The organism is Mesorhizobium sp. B2-6-4, assembly GCF_006441495.1.
In the GTDB taxonomy this organism is placed as follows: Bacteria; Pseudomonadota; Alphaproteobacteria; order Rhizobiales; family Rhizobiaceae; genus Mesorhizobium.
The window spans coordinates 67759-84122 of record NZ_VFUE01000006.1 but is presented as its reverse complement, the minus strand read 5'-3'; the positions used below and the strand labels follow the sequence as shown (position 1 = coordinate 84122).

Below are 16364 nucleotides of genomic sequence, written 5' to 3'. Positions count from 1 at the left end.
GCAGAACCCTGTCCGGGCCTATCGCTTGCAGTCTCCTGACAGCATGAAGGCACCAGCCATGACCAACCAGCCCACTTTTACCGAAGCCCTTGATTGCGACGGGCCCGCCCCCGGCCTTGCCGAGAATTTGGATCTCTACGGCCGCTTCGTCGGCGCCTGGACTTTCGATGCCAGCCGTCATCTCGAGGACGGCACCGTGCTGACCGGACGCGGCGAGGTGCATTTCGGCTGGGTGCTGGAAGGCCGCGCGATCCAGGACGTCTGGATCCTGCCCGCGCGCGATGCCGGCCCCTCGCCTTCTCTCGGCAAATGGACCTTTTATGGCACGACCTTGCGCGTCTACGATCCCGGCGCAAACGCCTGGCATATCTTTTGGAGCGATCCCCGAAACCAATACTACAGCCGCCAACTCGGCCGCGCCGAGGGCGAAACGATTGTCCAAGTGGGCGCCGACGGCACCGGTTCCTCCGTACGTTGGAGCTTTTCACGGATCACGGAAAATTCCTTCCGCTGGCTCGGCGAGCGCTCGCACGACAATGGCGCGACATGGCGGCTCGAAGTGGAATTCCTGGCGCGGCGCTCTGACCGTACCTGATCAAGCAAGCCCGCGACGCAAATTCAAGCATTCCCTAGCTCTCCTTCGCGTCTCCCTCGGCCCAGCCCGGCTTTCGCAGGGTTCGCGAACCGTCTCCCCTCGGCCGGTTTCCTCCGCCCCTGCTTTGCTCTACCAATGTCGGGATGCGGGCTCAGCCCGGCGGGAGGGGTGAGAGATGCCGAGTTTCGACAGCCTGTTCAACGCCTTCGTCACCATTCTGGTGACCATCGACCCGCCGGGGCTGGCGCCGCTCTTTCTGGCGATAACGCGCGGCATGAACCGCGAGGAGCGCCAGCAGGTCTCGGTCCGCGCTTCGGTCATCGGCTTCCTTGTGATGGCGCTGTTCGCGGTTGCCGGCGCGTCGATCCTGTCGGTGTTCGGCATCACGCTGCCGGCCTTCCGGGTCGCCGGCGGCTTTTTGCTCTTCTTCATCGCTTTCGAAATGGTGTTCGAGCGCCGGCAGGACCGCAAGGAGAAGATCGGCGACGTCGCCATCACCAAGGACATGATCCACAACATCGCCGCCTTCCCGCTGGCGATCCCGCTGATCGCCGGCCCCGGCGCGATTTCGGCGACTGTGCTGCTCTCCGGCTCGTTTCAGGGCTTTGGCGCCCAGGCGGCACTGGTCGGCATCATCTTCGTCTGCCTCGCCATCACCTATCTCGTGTTCGTGCTGTCGGAGCGCATAGACCGCATCCTCGGCCAGACCGGCCGTTCGATCCTGACCCGCCTGCTCGGCGTTATCCTGGCGGCACTTGCCGTCCAGTTCGTGGCTGACGGCATCAAGGCGCTGATGGCCTCATAGGCCGCTTATTTTGCCGTCGTGTCGATAATTTCGAAATCGTGGGTAATGGCGGCGGTCTTGGACATCATGGCCGAAGCCGAACAGTATTTTTCGATCGAGAGATCGATCGCCCGCTTCACCTTGTCGGGCGACAGCGCCCTGCCCTTGACGATGAAATGCATATGAATGCGGGTGAACACCTTGGGATCGGTCTCGGCTCGGTCGGAATCGAGCTCGACCACACAGTCCTCGATCGCCTCGCGCCCCTTTTCGAGGATATGGACGACATCATAGGCCGAGCAGCCGCCGGTGCCGATCAGCACCAGTTCCATCGGGCTCGGCCCCGGCGTTCTCCCTTCAGGGCCGAACGCGGTCCCCAGTACGACCTTATGGCCTGTGCCGGACTCGCCGACGAAGGTGCGTTCCTCGACCCATTTGATGCGTGCTTTCAACTGATATTCCTTCCACTCGGGATCACGGTCTGGCTTGCGCGACGCCGAAGACCACGTCGTGCAAGATTCTGCCGGGCACCAGCGTAAAGACACCGGCACCCACCAGTGCAAAGATATACAACGCAATCATCGCCTTGCGGTGCTTGGCGACGCGGTGATTGCGTGCATGCCAGACCGCCAGCGGCACCGTGACCAGCACCAGGATCGACAAGAGATGGATCGGGCTGAAAGGGCCAATGAGCCGTATCTGCTGGATCCAGAAACTCGAGATGGCGACGGCCAGCATCAGCGCCGCCCAGAGATAGCCCATCGCGCGGTGGCGCAGCGTGCCTTTCGGCAGCGCCAGCTGCGCGCCGCCTATCGCCAGCGCGGCAAAGGCCGCGAACGCATGCCATGGGATCGGAGAACGTGCCGATAGGAGCGGTCCGAGCGACATCGTGCCCTCTCCTAAAATGCCCGTCACGCCGCGTCGATGCTCAGAACGGAATTTCGTCGTCCAGCTCGCGCGACGAACCGCCGCCGCCCTTGGGAGCACCGCCGCCACGATTGAAGCCTTCGTTCGGGCCGGACTGGCCGAAATCGGAACCACGGCTGCCGCCGCCGGAATAACCGCCGACCTGGCCGCCTTCGCCCTGGCCGCGCGCGTCGAGCATCTGCAGCTCGCCGCGGAATCTCTGCAGCACGACTTCCGTCGTGTATTTGTCGGCACCGGTCTGGTCTTGCCATTTGCGTGTCTGCAACTGGCCCTCGACATAAACCTTCATGCCCTTCTTCAGATACTGCTCGGCGACCTTGGCGATGCCCTCATTGAAGATGACGACATTATGCCACTCGGTCTTTTCCTTGCGCTCGCCGGAATTCTTGTCGCGCCAGCTTTCCGATGTTGCGATGCGGATGTTGACGACCGGCTCGCCAGAATTCAGGCGGCGGATCTCCGGGTCCGCTCCGAGATTGCCGACCAGAATGACCTTGTTGACGCTACCCGCCATGATACTTCTCCGCGCTCGCCCGAAACAAATTTTTGTCGCAGCACCTTACAGGTTGCGCACACCCGTTGCCTGCTGTGGCTGCCTTTTCCCACAAGGTTTTTGTTCTCTTTTCGTTCCTATATGCATCGCCGCTCATTGTCAAGGAATGGCAGCAATGCCGGAGCCGCCAGCTTCCCTTCATATGGGCCGTAAAACATCGCTTGCCAAATCGATAAGTATCGACTTATGCTTTCGCCATGATCGAAGCGGAAATTTTCCGGGCGCTGGCCGACCCCACCCGACGCGCCGTCTATGAACGCCTCGCCACCAGCGAGATGACGGTGTCGCAGCTGCGCACCGGCATGACGGTATCGCAGCCGGCTGTGTCGCAGCACCTGGCGGTGCTGCGCGGCGCAGGCCTGGTGGTCGAGCGGCGGGCGGGCCGCAACGCCTATTACCGCGCCGATCCGCAAGGGCTCGACCCGCTGCTTGGCTGGATCGAACGCTACCGGACGTTCTGGCCCGAGCGCATCGAAAAACTGAGGACGGTTCTCAAGGACATGGACCAATGACGCACGCACCAGTGACCGACGAAAGCCCTGCGCGGACCGCCCCCGACGCGATCGAGTTCGAGTGCGATCTCCCCGAGCCGCCGGAAAAGGTATGGCGGGCGCTGACCGTGCCCGAATTGCTTGCGGCCTGGATGATGCCCAACGACATCAATCCTGAGATCGGCAGCAATTTCGCCTTTGCCGGGCCGGATGCGCCGATCGAATGCGAGATCCTCGATGCCGAGCCCGGAAAAAGGCTTCGCTATTCCTGGCGGGAACAGCCGCGGCCCGACGAGGAACGGAACCCGCTCGACAGCATCGTCACCTTCACGCTCGCCCGCACCGTTTCGGGCGGCACGCATCTGCATATTATCCATGAAGGCTTTGCCCGTGCGGCGACATCCGCCGCCAGGCCCATGGTGACCATGGCAGGCGCCGGCTGCCGGCTTTCATTCGCTGCGCGTGCCTCCGGCCGCCGCCCCGCAGCCAATTCATTTTGCCTTCTGCAGCGCGCCGCTTGAGTGGCCGACACATGAAAAACGGAGAGAGACGATGACCGGTTTTGCCAATCTGGTGCCGATGGTGATCGAGCAGTCGAGCCGCGGCGAGCGCGCCTTCGACATTTTCTCGCGGCTGCTGCGCGAGCGCATCGTCTTTATCAACGGCGAGATCAACGACGGCATGTCGGCGCTGGTCTGCGCCCAGCTTCTGTCGCTGGAATCGGATAATCCCGACAAGGAGATCTCGCTTTACATCAACTCGCCTGGCGGCGTGGTGACCAGCGGCTTCGCCATCTACGACACGATGCAATATGTCAGCTGTCCGGTGTCGACGGTGTGCATGGGCTTTGCCGCCTCGATGGCTTCGTTCCTGCTGATGGCTGGCACGCCGGGACGGCGCATCGCGCTGCCCAACGCCAGCCTCGTCCTGCACCAGCCGCTGGGCGGCTTCCAGGGTCAGGCATCGGACATCCAGCGTCACGCCGAAGGCATTCTGCGCACCAAGCGGCAGATGACTGAGCTCTATGCGCGCCATTGCGGCCGCACCTATGAAGAGGTCGAGCGCACGCTCGACCGGGACTATTTCATGACCGCCGAGGAAGCGAAGGCATGGGGTCTCGTCGATCATGTCTACGACACCCGCAAAAAGGCGGCGTGACCGGCACAAGCACGATGAATTGCGACGGCCCCGCCGTCCGGCGATTTGATGACCGCCGGTCTGGCCACCTCGGCGGGGCGGCGCTATAACCGGCCGATGATCGACAGCCGCTTATTCCAACCTTGGCGTCTTGCCGTCACTATTTTCGCCGGTGCGCTCATGCTGGCCGGCGGCGCCTTTGCCAACGACAGCCAGAAAGGCAGCCTGCCCGGTGTGGCCGGCGATTATCGCATCGCCAAGCCGGCCCCGCAGCCCGAACCCGATGACGCCTTCCCCGCCAACGGCAACGGCCGGTTCAAGATCGGCGATACCGATGTCAGGATTTCCGGCAGCATCACGGTCGATGTCGGCGCCGGCGGGATCAAACCGCCGCGGTAGCTGACATGTCGGGGCCGTCATTACCTCCGCGTTCCCCCAAAAGAGCAGCCCCGCCGTGCTTTTAGCAAACGGACGGGGCTTTTCTGGATCTATAATCCAATCTTTCGCCGGGAATGTTTTACCGGCTTTCGATTTCGGATGCTTCGCGGCGTTCAGCCGACGATCCGACCAGTAGTCTCTGATTTTGGTGCATCCGGCAAGGTCACGTCGGAAGGCGCTCGCGTCTCCCTGGCATTCATGCCTGCCGCGGCTCCAGTTACTGCTGGAGCCTCAAGGGACTGTCCGGTGGCGTCATGCTCCACTCCTGTGTCCATTGCGACAATCGTCGTCAGAAGCACTGATCGCAATAGCCCGCGGCGTCTCGCAGGCCACCTTTGGGCGACGAGGCCATCGAAAGACAGCCGGCTTCATTGACGTGTGGAGTCTGCTCCCCTCGGCCGGGGACGTCAACCGCTCGATGTCCGATCGGAAAAAATGTGATCGAGCGACATATCCCCCGATGGGAACCACGCCGCCTGCTCCACCGCTTTTGTCAGGAGCGTGTTCGGTCTTTGTTCTTTCCGCTTGCCCGTTCGTGCGAAAGACGGTTAAACGACTTGGTCGAGAATTGTGGCGTCTCTCGACGCGGCGGCAAAAATACCTACATAGGGGACGGCCGGGGAAAACCCGCCGATCCCACAAATTCCAGATCTGAGGCGGCGACCGGCAATGGCCGACCATAAATATCTTTCCATTCGCGGGGCGCGCGAACACAATCTGAAGAATGTCGATCTCAACCTGCCGCGTGACAGCCTGATCGTCATGACGGGCCTGTCGGGCTCCGGCAAATCGTCGCTTGCCTTCGACACCATCTATGCCGAAGGCCAGCGCCGCTATGTCGAGAGCCTGTCGGCCTATGCGCGGCAATTCCTCGAAATGATGCAGAAGCCGGATGTCGACCAGATCGACGGCCTTTCGCCGGCCATCTCCATCGAGCAGAAGACCACTTCGAAGAACCCGCGCTCGACGGTCGGCACCGTCACCGAGATATACGACTACATGCGGCTTCTGTTCGCGCGTGTCGGCGTACCCTATTCGCCCGCCACCGGACTGCCGATCGAGAGCCAGACGGTGTCGCAGATGGTCGATCGCGTGCTGGCGGTCGAGGAAGGCACGCGCCTGTTCATCCTGGCGCCGATCGTGCGCGGCCGCAAAGGCGAGTACCGCAAGGAATTGCTCGAGCTGCAGAAAAAGGGATTTCAGCGCGTCAAGGTCGACGGCGTCTTCTATGAGATCGCTGATGTGCCGCCACTCGACAAGAAATACAAGCACGACATCGACGTGGTCGTGGACCGCATCGTCGTGCGTGGCGACCTCGCAACGCGCCTTGCCGATTCCATGGAGACCGCGCTGAAGCTCGCGGAGGGGCTGGCGGTGGCGGAGTTCGCCGATAAGCCGCTCGATGCCAGTCAGACGGGCGAGGATTCGGTCAACAAGTCGAAGAACGAGACGCATGAGCGCATCCTGTTCTCGGAAAAATTCGCCTGTCCGGTCTCCGGCTTCACCATTCCCGAGATCGAGCCCAGGCTGTTCTCGTTCAACAACCCGTTCGGCGCCTGCCCGACCTGCGACGGGCTGGGCAGCCAGCGCGCCATCGATCCCAATCTGGTCGTCCCCGACGAGAACGTCTCGCTGCGCGACGGCGCCGTCAGCCCATGGGCGAAATCGACTTCACCCTACTACGTGCAGACGCTGGAGGCTCTCGGCAAGGCTTACGGCTTCAAGCTCGGCGACAAGTTCAAGGATTTGACCGGGGAAGCCCAGGAAGCCATCCTGCGCGGCACAGGCGAGCGCGAGATCACCTTCCAGTATGATGACGGCCTGCGCTCCTACAAAACGACCAAGACCTTCGAGGGCGTCATCCCCAACCTCGAGCGGCGCTGGAAAGAGACCGAATCCGCCTGGATGCGCGAGGAAATCGAGCGCTTCATGTCGGCCACCCCCTGCCCGGCCTGTCGTGGCTACAGGCTGAAGCCGGAAGCGCTGGCGGTGAAGATCGCCGGCAAGCACATCGGCGAAGTGACCGAACAGTCGATCCGCAAGGCCGACCAGTGGTTCACCGACCTGCCGGCGCAGCTCAACGACAAGCAGAACGAGATCGCCGTGCGCGTGCTCAAGGAAATCCGCGAGCGGCTGCGCTTCCTCAACGACGTCGGCCTCGATTATCTCACTTTGTCGCGCAATTCCGGCACGCTGTCGGGCGGCGAGAGCCAGCGCATCCGGCTGGCATCGCAGATCGGCTCCGGCCTCACCGGCGTGCTCTACGTGCTGGACGAACCGTCGATCGGCCTGCACCAGCGCGATAATGCGCGCCTGCTCGACACGCTGAAGCACCTGCGCGACATCGGCAACACGGTCATCGTGGTCGAGCATGACGAGGACGCCATCCTGCATGCCGACTACGTCGTCGACATCGGCCCGGCCGCCGGCATCCATGGCGGCGAAATCATTGCCCAGGGCACGCCTCAGCAGGTGATGGCCAACCCGAATTCGATCACCGGCAAATACCTTTCGGGCGAGCTCGAAGTGGCGACACCAGCGGTTCGCCGCGAGGCGAAGAAGAACCGCCGCCTGAAAGTCGTCGGCGCGCGCGGCAACAATCTGAAGAACGTCACCGCCGAAATTCCGCTCGGCACCTTCACCGCCGTCACCGGCGTATCGGGCGGCGGCAAATCGACCTTCCTGATCGAAACGCTTTTCAAGGCGGCCTCGCGCCGCATCATGGGCTCGCGCGAGCATCCGGCCGAGCACGACCGCATCGAGGGCTTGGAGTTCCTCGACAAGGTCATCGACATCGATCAGTCGCCGATCGGACGGACCCCGCGCTCCAACCCCGCCACCTATACCGGCGCCTTCACGCCGATCCGCGATTGGTTCGCGGGCCTGCCCGAGGCCAAGGCGCGCGGCTACCAGCCGGGCCGCTTCTCCTTCAACGTCAAGGGCGGCCGCTGCGAGGCCTGCCAGGGCGACGGCGTTATCAAGATCGAGATGCACTTCCTGCCCGACGTCTACGTCACCTGCGACGTCTGCCACGGCAAGCGCTATAACAGAGAGACGCTCGACGTGCTGTTCAAGGGCAAGTCGATCGCCGACGTGCTCGACATGACGGTCGAGGAAGGCGTCGATTTTTTCGCCGCCGTGCCCGGCGTGCGCGACAAGCTCGACACGCTGAAGCAGGTCGGCCTCGGCTACATCCATATCGGCCAGCAGGCGACGACGCTGTCGGGCGGCGAGGCGCAGCGGATAAAACTCGCCAAGGAGCTGTCGCGCAAGGCGACCGGCAAGACGCTCTATATCCTGGACGAGCCGACCACTGGCCTGCACTTTCACGATGTCGCCAAGCTGCTGGAAGTGCTGCACGAACTGGTCGATCAGGGCAACACGGTGGTGGTGATCGAGCACAATCTCGAAGTGATCAAGACCGCCGACTGGGTGCTCGACCTCGGCCCCGAGGGTGGCGATGGCGGCGGCGAGCTGGTCGCCTCCGGCACGCCGGAAGCGATCGTGCGCGAAAAACGCAGCTACACCGGCCAATTCCTCAAGGAATTGCTGGAGCGACGCCCCGGAGGCAAGCGCGAAGCAGCGGAGTGATGGCGGGCTGGCGTTGGGAATCTCCGGAATGAAGATCAGGAAAGCCCTCGCCCCGGATGTCACCGCCGTCATGACTCTGACCACGGATGCCTACGCGCCCTACACCGCGCTGTTGGGCGCGCCGCCGATCCCGGTCACCGAAGACTATGCGCCGCGCATCGAACGCGGCGAGGCCTGGCTGCTGGAGAGTGGCGGCGACCTGGCCGGGCTGATCGTCCTGGAGCGGCACGAAGACCACGCGATGATCTTCTCCGTCGCGGTGGCGCCAGGATTTCAGGGCAAGGGCTTCGGCATCGCATTGTTGAAACATGCGGATCAGCAGGCGCGCCTGTGGGGCGTGCCGGAGGTGCGGCTCTACACCAATGCGAAAATGGAGCGCAACATCGCGCTCTATTTGGCCTACGGCTATCGCGAAACGGGTCGCCGGCCCAATCCCTACCGGCCAGGATGGGTGCTCGTCGACATGGCCAAGCCGGTCGACGAGGTCACGGCGGCCTGATTTTTCTGAACGCGGCCAGATTTCTGAAACGGGAGGACGACAATGAGCAAATCGGGAACAATCCGCGCCGGCATGGGCGGCTGGACCTTCGAGCCGTGGGACACGTCCTTCTACCCGGAAAAACTCCCCAAGGCCAAGCAGTTGCAATACGCCAGCCGGCAGGTACCGAGCATCGAGGTCAACGGCACCTACTATTCCAGCTTCAAGGAACCGACCTTCGTCAAATGGGCCAATGAGGCCCCCGACGGTTTCGTCTACTCGCTGAAGGGCAACCGCTTCGTCACCAACCGCCGCGTGCTGGGCGAAGCCGGTGAATCGATGATGCGTTTCCTTGGCTCCGGCGTCGCCGCGCTCGGCGATAAGCTTGGGCCGATCCTTTGGCAGTTCGCGCCGACAAAGAAATTCGATCCCGACGATTTCGAGGCGTTTCTGAAGTTGTTGCCGGAAAGCCAAGACGGTATCGCGTTGCGCCACGCGCTCGAAGTTCGCAACGACAGTTTCATCGTGCCGGAATTCCCGGCGCTCGCGCGCAAATACAAGGCGGCCATCGTCTATGCCGATCACGCAAAATATCCTGATATCGCCGATATCACCGGCGATTTCATCTATGCGCGGCTGCAGACCGGCTCGGATGACAATCCCGACTGCTACACGCCAAAAGGCCTCGATGAATGGGCGGCGCGGGCCAAGGTCTGGGCGGAAGGCAAGCAGCCGGCCGATTTGCGGCGCGCCGACCCTGCTACCGACGCGCCGGTGCAACCGCGCGACGTGTTCGTCTACTTCATCACCGAGGGCAAGGTGCGCGCGCCCTTCGGCGCCATGGCGCTGATGAAGCGAGTGACAGAAACCAGCTAAGCGGCGAGCCTCTGCGGCTATTTCCATTTGCATGAATTGCCGGCGTCAACAGCCTCTGTCGGAACCTCAAGGCGTCATCGTCGTTTTGCCTTGGTGGCGGGTTCCCGCGCGGGAAAACCAGCAGAAAAGCGAGGAAGGATGGCTGTCATCCTTATCGGTGCGTTTCTCATCGTCGCCGGCGTTGTGTATATGGCGGGCGCAGCTCTCAGGCGTGGACGGCTCAGCGATCCGGCACCTGCAGCTTCGGATCGACGGATGCCAAATCTCGCAACGCAGACCCCGACGCTTGAGCCACGCCGGCGCGGCCTCGGTTTCCTAGGCGTGTCACAGAATTGGCCGGGTCTGCTGATGATGGCGGTCGGTGCGGTTCTGCTCCTGTCGGCGGTAGTCCTCTGACGCCGTGCAAGCTTGGCTTTTTCCCCGCGATCGTAACCTTATCGACACTTCCTTGCGTCATGACTCCAGCAACGTCAGGCTGCAGGGTCGTCGCGGGCAAGGAACGAGGGGCATGTCGCTCGACTACAACTCACTTCTGCTGGCGGTCGGTTTCTCCGCTGCCTGCCTGAGCCTGACGCTGTTCGGCACATGGCTCACCGCCCGCACCGACAAGTTCCTGCTCACCTGGGCGCTCAGCGCCTTGCTGGTGGTGGGCGAGGTCTTCACCTATGACGCCTATATCGACGCGCCCAGGCGCGGCCTCGGCATCGCCACCTTCACCTTGCTGCTGGTCGGCTTCTCCATGATGCTGGGCGCCGCCTACCAATTCAGAAGCGGCGGCTCGCCGATCCCCAGAGTTTTAATCGGCAGCGGCATTTCGCTGGCGGTGGCGCTGCCGCCCATGGCTCTCGGCTATGACGGGCTCGGTTTCATGTTCGAGAACCTGTTCGCGGCCCTGCTCCTGTTCGCAACCGCCGCCGAATACTGGAAGGGCCGCGCCGAGGCCCCAGCGCTTACCATCGGCGCCGCCGCACTCTATTCAGCGACCGCCATGTCCTTCCTGCTCTGCGCGACGGTTTTGGCATGGGACGGCAAGCTGATCATGAGCCATGCGCCAAGGAACTGGGCCGAGGATCTCAGCCTCATCGTCGTCATCGCCAGCATGACCGGCATCGGCGCCTTGTCGCTGGCCCTCAACCAGGGGCGTCTGGCGGGGCATCACCGCCGCAACGCGCTGACGGATCAGCTGACCGGCCTGCTCAACCGCCGCGCGCTGTTCGACCTCTTTGGCGATTCTCCCGTCGGCGCCTTTACCGCCGTGGTCGTGTTCGACCTCGATAGCTTCAAGGCCATCAATGACGAGTTCGGCCACGCGACGGGCGATGAGGTGCTGAAAGTGTTCGCCAAGGAGCTTGCCGGCAACCTTCGCCCGACCGATGTCGCCGCGCGCATGGGCGGCGAGGAGTTCGCGGTGGTGCTAAAGCGGACTTTGCCCGAAACAGTGGAAAACACGGCCGAGGCGATACGGACCTCGTTCGCCGCGCGCCGCATCGACACCGAGAACGGTCCCCTGACGTGCACCGTCAGCGCCGGCTTTGCTTTCGGCACCAAAGAGGGCCTGAGCTTCGACAAGGTGCTTAGCGCCGCCGACAAGGCGCTCTATGCCGCCAAGCGCGGCGGCCGCAACCGCGTCACCGCCTCTCCATTCCGGCGCGCTAGCTGACCAAGCGCATCAATGCCGTGCCCATCATTGTTGAATGGCCGAATGCGGCTTTTACGCCGCCATGACAATTTCATTGAAGGCATCGAGGTCGACATAGAAGACCTTGGTGATCTCCTCGATCAGCTCGTCGTGGTCATAGCCCTGGGACTTCAGAATGTTGATGGCTGTGATGATGTCGACGCGCTCTGTGAGCCGCCGCTTCTGGTAGTCCTCGACGTAACGTTCCATGGCTGCCCCTTGGCCTGTATGCCCAAACGCGTTGAACGACAGAGATCGCAGGGACGATGCTAGGAACGCATGCTTGCGCGGAACTTGCCCGTCGCCCACCTCGATCTGCGACAAACCAGACTGATACGGAAGCGGCCGACTCACAAAGCCATCAGAAGACTAGCATGTAGTATTGAGCGTGCCAGCGGGTGTTGAAGAAAGGTTGAGCAATCTTTCATCAGGAGATGGATTTACACCGTCAGGAACTTCCTGACATCCGCCCGGTCGAGATCTTCCGCAGGACCAGTATGGACGATCTGGCCGCGGTCCATGATGTTGACCTCGTCGGCGAGTTCGCGGCAGAAGTCGAGATATTGCTCCACGAGAAGAACCGCAATTCCGACCTGGTCGCGCAAATAGCGGATGGCGCGGCCGATGTCCTTGATAACGGACGGCTGGATACCTTCCGTCGGCTCATCGAGCACCAGAAGCTTGGGCCGCATCACCAGCGCCCTGCCGATGGCGAGCTGCTGCTGCTGGCCGCCGGAGAGATCGCCGCCGCGGCGGCCAAGCATCTGCTTGAGCACCGGAAACAATTCGAAGACATGCGCCGGCACGTTGCGGTCGGCCCGTTTCAGGGGCGAGAATCCCGATTCAAGGTTTTCCCGCACGCTGAGCAGCGGAAAGATCTCCCTGCCCTGCGGCACGAATGCGATGCCCGACCGGGCGCGGTCATACGCCGCGCTCCGGTCGAGCGCCTTCCCCTCGAAGGCAACGCTTCCGCTCGTCAGCCTGTGGTGGCCGACGATCGATCTCATCAAACTGGTCTTGCCGACGCCATTGCGGCCGAGCACGCAAGTGATCTTGCCGGCGCCCGCCTTCAGCGACACGCCGCGCAGCGCCTGGGCGGCGCCGTAGTGGAGCGTGGCATCGGAAACTTCGAGCATGTCAGCGCCTTCTCCAGAACCGAAGGAAGGCAAGATCGAAGCGATGGAATTGCACCCGCCAAACCATGCTCATCTCCCCAGATAGACTTCGACGACGCGTTCATCGGCAGATACGAAATCGAGCGTGCCTTCTGAAAGCACCGAGCCCTCATGCAGGCAGGTGACCTTGACGCCGAGCTCGCGCACGAAATGCATGTCATGCTCGACGACGATCACTGAATGGTCGCGGGCGATCTCCTTGAGCAGGCGCGCGGTTTCCTCGGTTTCGGCGTCGGTCATGCCGGCGACCGGCTCGTCGACCAGCAGCAGCTTCGGGTCCTGCGCCAGGAGCATGCCGATCTCCAGCCACTGCTTCTGCCCATGGCTGAGATTGGCGGCGAACTCGTCGCGTTTGTCGCCGAGCCGGATGGTCCCGAGGATGTCATCGATCCGCCGCGTCTCGGCGGGCGAGCGTCGATGGAACAGCGCCGGGAAGATCGAGCGCGGCCCCTTCAGCGCCAGCATCAAATTTTCCTCGATCGTATGGCTTTCGAAAACCGTCGGCTTCTGGAATTTGCGGCCGATGCCCATCATGGCGATCTCGGCCTCGTCATGGCAGGTGAGATCGACCTGGCCGTCGAAGAACACCTCGCCCTCGTCGGGCCGTGTCTTGCCGGTGACGATGTCCATCATCGTGGTCTTGCCGGCGCCGTTGGGGCCGATGATGGCGCGCATCTCGCCTTTGTCGAGCACCAGCGACAGATTGTTGATGGCGCGAAAGCCGTCGAAGGAAACCGAGACGCCGTCGAGATAGAGAATGGTGTTCGACTTCGACATCGCTCGTTACTCCGCCGGCTGTGGTTCGAGGCTGGACGAGGACCATTCGCCGGGTGTTTTGGCCGCCGCCTGCACGACTTTGGACGGCGCGATTTCACCATCGGCGCCGGCCTCCTCGGCCAACGATGCCGCGCGCAGCGCCTTGGCGTTGCCGCGCCAGCTATCCCACATGCCGATGATGCCTTTCGGCAAGAGCAGCGTCACGGCGACGAACACGCCGCCGAGTGCGAACAGCCACAGTTCAGGCAGCACGCCGGTGAACCAGGATTTTCCGGCGTTGACCAGCAGCGCACCGATGATCGGCCCGATGATGGTGCCGCGCCCGCCGACCGCGGCCCAGATCACCACCTCGATCGAATTGGAGGGTTCGAATTCGCCCGGATTGATGATGCCGACCTGCGGCACGTAAAGCGCGCCCGCGACGCCGGCCATGACAGCTGAAACCGTGAAGGCGAACAACTTCACATTCTCAGCCCGCCAGCCGAGGAAGCGGGTGCGGCTTTCGGCATCGCGCACCGCCATCAGCAGCTTGCCGTATTTGGAGCCGACGATCGCCCAGGTGACGAAGACGCCGAGCGCAAGCATCACCGCGCTGGCCGCGAACAGCGCCGAGCGGGTCACGTCGGCCTGGACGTTGAAGCCCAGAATGTCCTTGAAATCGGTCAGGCCGTTGTTGCCGCCGAAGCCCATGTCGTTGCGGAAGAAGGCGAGCAGCAGCGCATAGGTCATCGCCTGTGTGATGATCGAGAGATAGACGCCTGTGACGCGGCTGCGGAAGGCGAACCAGCCGAAGACGAAGGCGAGCAGGCCGGGCACCGCGAGCACCATGAGGCCGGCGAACCAGAAATGGTCGAAGCCGGTCCAGAACCAGGGCAGCTCCTTGTAGTTCAGGAATACCATGAAATCAGGCAGGATCGGGTTGCCATAGACGCCGCGCGAGCCGATCTGGCGCATCAGATACATGCCCATCGCGTAGCCGCCGAGCGCGAAGAAGGCGCCGTGGCCGAGCGAAAGGATGCCGCAATAGCCCCAGACAAGATCGAGCGCCAAGGCAAGCAGCGCGTAGCAGAGATATTTGCCGGTCAGCGCCACGATATAGGGCGGGACGTAGAAGGCGCTCGTCGGTGACACAGCAAGATTGAGCAGAGGGCCGACGATCGCGGCCGCGAGCAGGATGAAAATGGTGATGGCGATGCGGCGGTCCGCGCCCGCGGCGAAGAAGCGTCCCGACATCATGCTTCCACCGCCCTGCCCTTGAGCGCGAACAGGCCGCGCGGGCGCTTCTGGATGAACAGGATGATCAGCACCAGCACGACGATCTTGCCGAGCACGGCGCCGGCATAGGGTTCCAGGAACTTGTTGACGATGCCCAGCGAAAAGGCGCCGACCAGCGTGCCCCACAGATTGCCGACGCCGCCGAAGACGACGACCATGAAACTGTCGATGATGTAGCCACGGCCGAGATTGGGCGAGACATTGTCGATCTGGCTGAGCGCCACGCCGGCAATGCCGGCAATGCCGGAGCCGAGCGCGAAGGTCAGCGCGTCGACCCATGGCGTCCTGATGCCCATGGAGGCGGCCATGCGGCGGTTGGCAGTGACGGCGCGCATCTGTAGGCCCCAGGGGGTGCGCTTCATCACATAGAGCAGCACGGCAAAGACGCTAAGCGCGAAGACCAGGATCCAGAGCCGGTTCCAGGTGATGGCAAGCTGGCCGACATCGAACGAACCCGACATCCAGGAGGGATTGCCGACCTCCTGGTTGGTCGGCCCGAAGATCGAGCGCACTGCCTGCTGCAGGATTAGCGAAACGCCCCATGTCGCCAGCAGCGTCTCCAGCGGCCGGCCGTAGAGGAAGCGGATAATGCCGCGCTCGATGGCGAGGCCGACAAGCCCCGCGACCAGGAAGGCGAGCGGCAGCGCGATCACCAGCGACCAGTCGAACAGGCCGGGAAAGGATGTACGGATCACCTGCTGGACAACGAAGGTCGTGTAGGCGCCGAGCATGACCATCTCGCCATGCGCCATGTTGATGACGCCCATGACGCCGAAGGTGATGGCAAGCCCGATCGCCGCCAGCAGCAGCACCGAGCCCAGCGAAATGCCGTACCAGATGTTCTGTCCGGCGTCCCACAGGGCCAGCGTCGAATTGATGTTGGCGATTGCCGCGGTCGCCGCTTCCTTCACTGCGCCCGAGGCTTTGGCCTCTGCCGAGGTGAGCAGCGATACCGCATCGCGGTCGCCGCGCGCGCCGATCAGGGCGATTGCCGCGAGCTTGTCGGCATCAGGCAGATCCGAGCTCAGAATCGACGCGGCACGAGCCTGTTCCAGCAAGGTCTTGACACTGGCGACCGTCTCATTGGCGATCGCAGCGTCGAGCGGCTCGATGTTTGCGGAATCGGGCGTCTTGAACATGGTGTCGGCGGCGGCGAGCCGCACGGCCGGATTCTTGGCGCCAAGCGTCAGCGTGCCCAGCGCATCGCGGATGGTGCGGCGCAGCGTGTTGTTGACCTTGATCTTGGTGATGTCGTCCTTGGCTGCTTCACCGGATGGCTCACCGCTCAGCGGGTCGAAAAGCTGGACCCGTTCGCCGCCTTCCTTGCCTACGAAGACCAGGGAATCGATCTTGCGGATGTAAAGATTGCCATCGGCGAGTGCCGCAAGAGGCCGCTCCACTGCCGGATCGCCGGTCGCCGCCAGGTGGTGAACGACAGCTCCCGTCTCCGAAAAACCCTTGGCGGCGGCGAACTTGGCGATGATGCCACGCAGATCGGCTTCGCCGGCGCCCGATGACGACAGCGTCGCCAGCAAGAACAGCAGTGTCAGGCCAAGTGCGCGGAAAAGGTTCATCGGCGTCAGGCGACT

Annotated in this window: 19 protein-coding genes; 11 read left to right on the top strand and 8 right to left on the bottom strand. The window is 62.9% G+C overall.

Annotated features, from left to right (window positions below; genetic code table 11):
• Positions 1–58: 58 nt before the first annotated feature.
• Both FJ426_RS10065 and FJ426_RS10060 read left to right on the top strand, forming a co-directional pair.
• Entirely contained in the window at positions 59–595 is a 537-nt protein-coding gene (locus tag FJ426_RS10065; RefSeq protein WP_140560921.1) for a hypothetical protein, read from the top strand.
• A gap of 175 nt (positions 596–770) precedes the next feature.
• Positions 771–1400, top strand: coding sequence for a MarC family protein (locus FJ426_RS10060; RefSeq protein WP_140498833.1), 630 nt, complete (start codon positions 771–773; stop codon positions 1398–1400).
• Positions 1401–1405: 5 nt separating this feature from the next.
• Here FJ426_RS10060 and FJ426_RS10055 read toward each other — a convergent pair whose 3' ends face one another.
• The 3 genes from FJ426_RS10055 to FJ426_RS10045 are packed head-to-tail and all read right to left on the bottom strand — an operon-like array spanning position 1406 to position 2820.
• Complete coding sequence (locus tag FJ426_RS10055; protein ID WP_140498836.1) at positions 1406–1831, bottom strand: OsmC family protein; 426 nt, start codon at positions 1829–1831, stop codon at positions 1406–1408.
• A gap of 22 nt (positions 1832–1853) precedes the next feature.
• Positions 1854–2267: a DUF2306 domain-containing protein gene (locus FJ426_RS10050; RefSeq protein WP_140560920.1), complete on the bottom strand. Its 414-nt coding sequence runs from the start codon at positions 2265–2267 to the stop codon at positions 1854–1856.
• Positions 2268–2307: 40 nt separating this feature from the next.
• Complete coding sequence (locus tag FJ426_RS10045; RefSeq protein ID WP_140498840.1) at positions 2308–2820, bottom strand: single-stranded DNA-binding protein; 513 nt, start codon at positions 2818–2820, stop codon at positions 2308–2310.
• A gap of 236 nt (positions 2821–3056) precedes the next feature.
• On the opposite strand from FJ426_RS10045, the gene FJ426_RS10040 reads away from it, so the two are divergent.
• From FJ426_RS10040 to FJ426_RS10000, 9 genes are all read left to right on the top strand, one after another.
• Complete coding sequence (locus FJ426_RS10040; RefSeq protein WP_140515307.1) at positions 3057–3371, top strand: metalloregulator ArsR/SmtB family transcription factor; 315 nt, start codon at positions 3057–3059, stop codon at positions 3369–3371.
• Positions 3368–3871 (top strand): SRPBCC domain-containing protein, encoded by a 504-nt coding sequence (locus FJ426_RS10035; protein ID WP_140515306.1) that lies wholly within the window; start codon positions 3368–3370, stop codon positions 3869–3871. The genes FJ426_RS10040 and FJ426_RS10035 overlap by 4 nt, the downstream gene beginning before the upstream one ends.
• A 31-nt stretch (positions 3872–3902) precedes the next feature.
• Entirely contained in the window at positions 3903–4508 is a 606-nt protein-coding gene (locus FJ426_RS10030; protein ID WP_140498846.1) for an ATP-dependent Clp protease proteolytic subunit, read from the top strand.
• Positions 4509–4604: 96 nt separating this feature from the next.
• A complete protein-coding gene (locus FJ426_RS10025; protein ID WP_140560963.1) occupies positions 4605–4886 on the top strand; it encodes a hypothetical protein in 282 nt (93 codons plus the stop codon).
• A gap of 708 nt (positions 4887–5594) precedes the next feature.
• On the top strand, positions 5595–8516 hold the full coding sequence (uvrA, locus tag FJ426_RS10020; RefSeq protein WP_140560919.1) for an excinuclease ABC subunit UvrA: 2922 nt from the start codon (positions 5595–5597) through the stop codon (positions 8514–8516).
• A gap of 28 nt (positions 8517–8544) precedes the next feature.
• Positions 8545–9015, top strand: coding sequence for a GNAT family N-acetyltransferase (locus tag FJ426_RS10015; RefSeq protein ID WP_140498852.1), 471 nt, complete (start codon positions 8545–8547; stop codon positions 9013–9015).
• 42 nt (positions 9016–9057) lie between these two features.
• Positions 9058–9870: a DUF72 domain-containing protein gene (locus tag FJ426_RS10010; RefSeq protein ID WP_140525358.1), complete on the top strand. Its 813-nt coding sequence runs from the start codon at positions 9058–9060 to the stop codon at positions 9868–9870.
• Between the two features lie 138 nt (positions 9871–10008).
• Entirely contained in the window at positions 10009–10266 is a 258-nt protein-coding gene (locus FJ426_RS31790; protein WP_140515302.1) for a hypothetical protein, read from the top strand.
• A 112-nt stretch (positions 10267–10378) separates the two neighbouring features.
• On the top strand, positions 10379–11530 hold the full coding sequence (locus FJ426_RS10000) for a GGDEF domain-containing protein (protein WP_140560918.1): 1152 nt from the start codon (positions 10379–10381) through the stop codon (positions 11528–11530).
• Positions 11531–11581: 51 nt separating this feature from the next.
• On the opposite strand, the gene FJ426_RS09995 is transcribed toward FJ426_RS10000, so the two are convergent.
• The 5 genes from FJ426_RS09995 to urtB all read right to left on the bottom strand — a co-directional run bounded on the left by FJ426_RS09995 (position 11582) and on the right by urtB (position 16349).
• Complete coding sequence (locus FJ426_RS09995) at positions 11582–11758, bottom strand: hypothetical protein (RefSeq protein WP_140498860.1); 177 nt, start codon at positions 11756–11758, stop codon at positions 11582–11584.
• 230 nt (positions 11759–11988) lie between these two features.
• Positions 11989–12684, bottom strand: a complete 696-nt coding sequence (urtE, locus tag FJ426_RS09990; RefSeq protein WP_140525360.1) for an urea ABC transporter ATP-binding subunit UrtE — start codon at positions 12682–12684, stop codon at positions 11989–11991.
• Between the two features lie 69 nt (positions 12685–12753).
• Positions 12754–13500 carry an urea ABC transporter ATP-binding protein UrtD gene (gene urtD, locus FJ426_RS09985; protein WP_140525361.1) on the bottom strand — a complete coding sequence of 249 codons (747 nt, stop codon included), beginning with the start codon at positions 13498–13500 and terminating at the stop codon, positions 12754–12756.
• Between the two features lie 6 nt (positions 13501–13506).
• Positions 13507–14736, bottom strand: coding sequence for an urea ABC transporter permease subunit UrtC (gene urtC, locus FJ426_RS09980; protein ID WP_140525362.1), 1230 nt, complete (start codon positions 14734–14736; stop codon positions 13507–13509).
• Positions 14733–16349 (bottom strand): urea ABC transporter permease subunit UrtB, encoded by a 1617-nt coding sequence (urtB, locus tag FJ426_RS09975; protein ID WP_140560917.1) that lies wholly within the window; start codon positions 16347–16349, stop codon positions 14733–14735. Before urtB ends, urtC begins: the two co-directional genes overlap by 4 nt.
• Between the last annotated feature and the right edge of the window lie 15 nt (positions 16350–16364).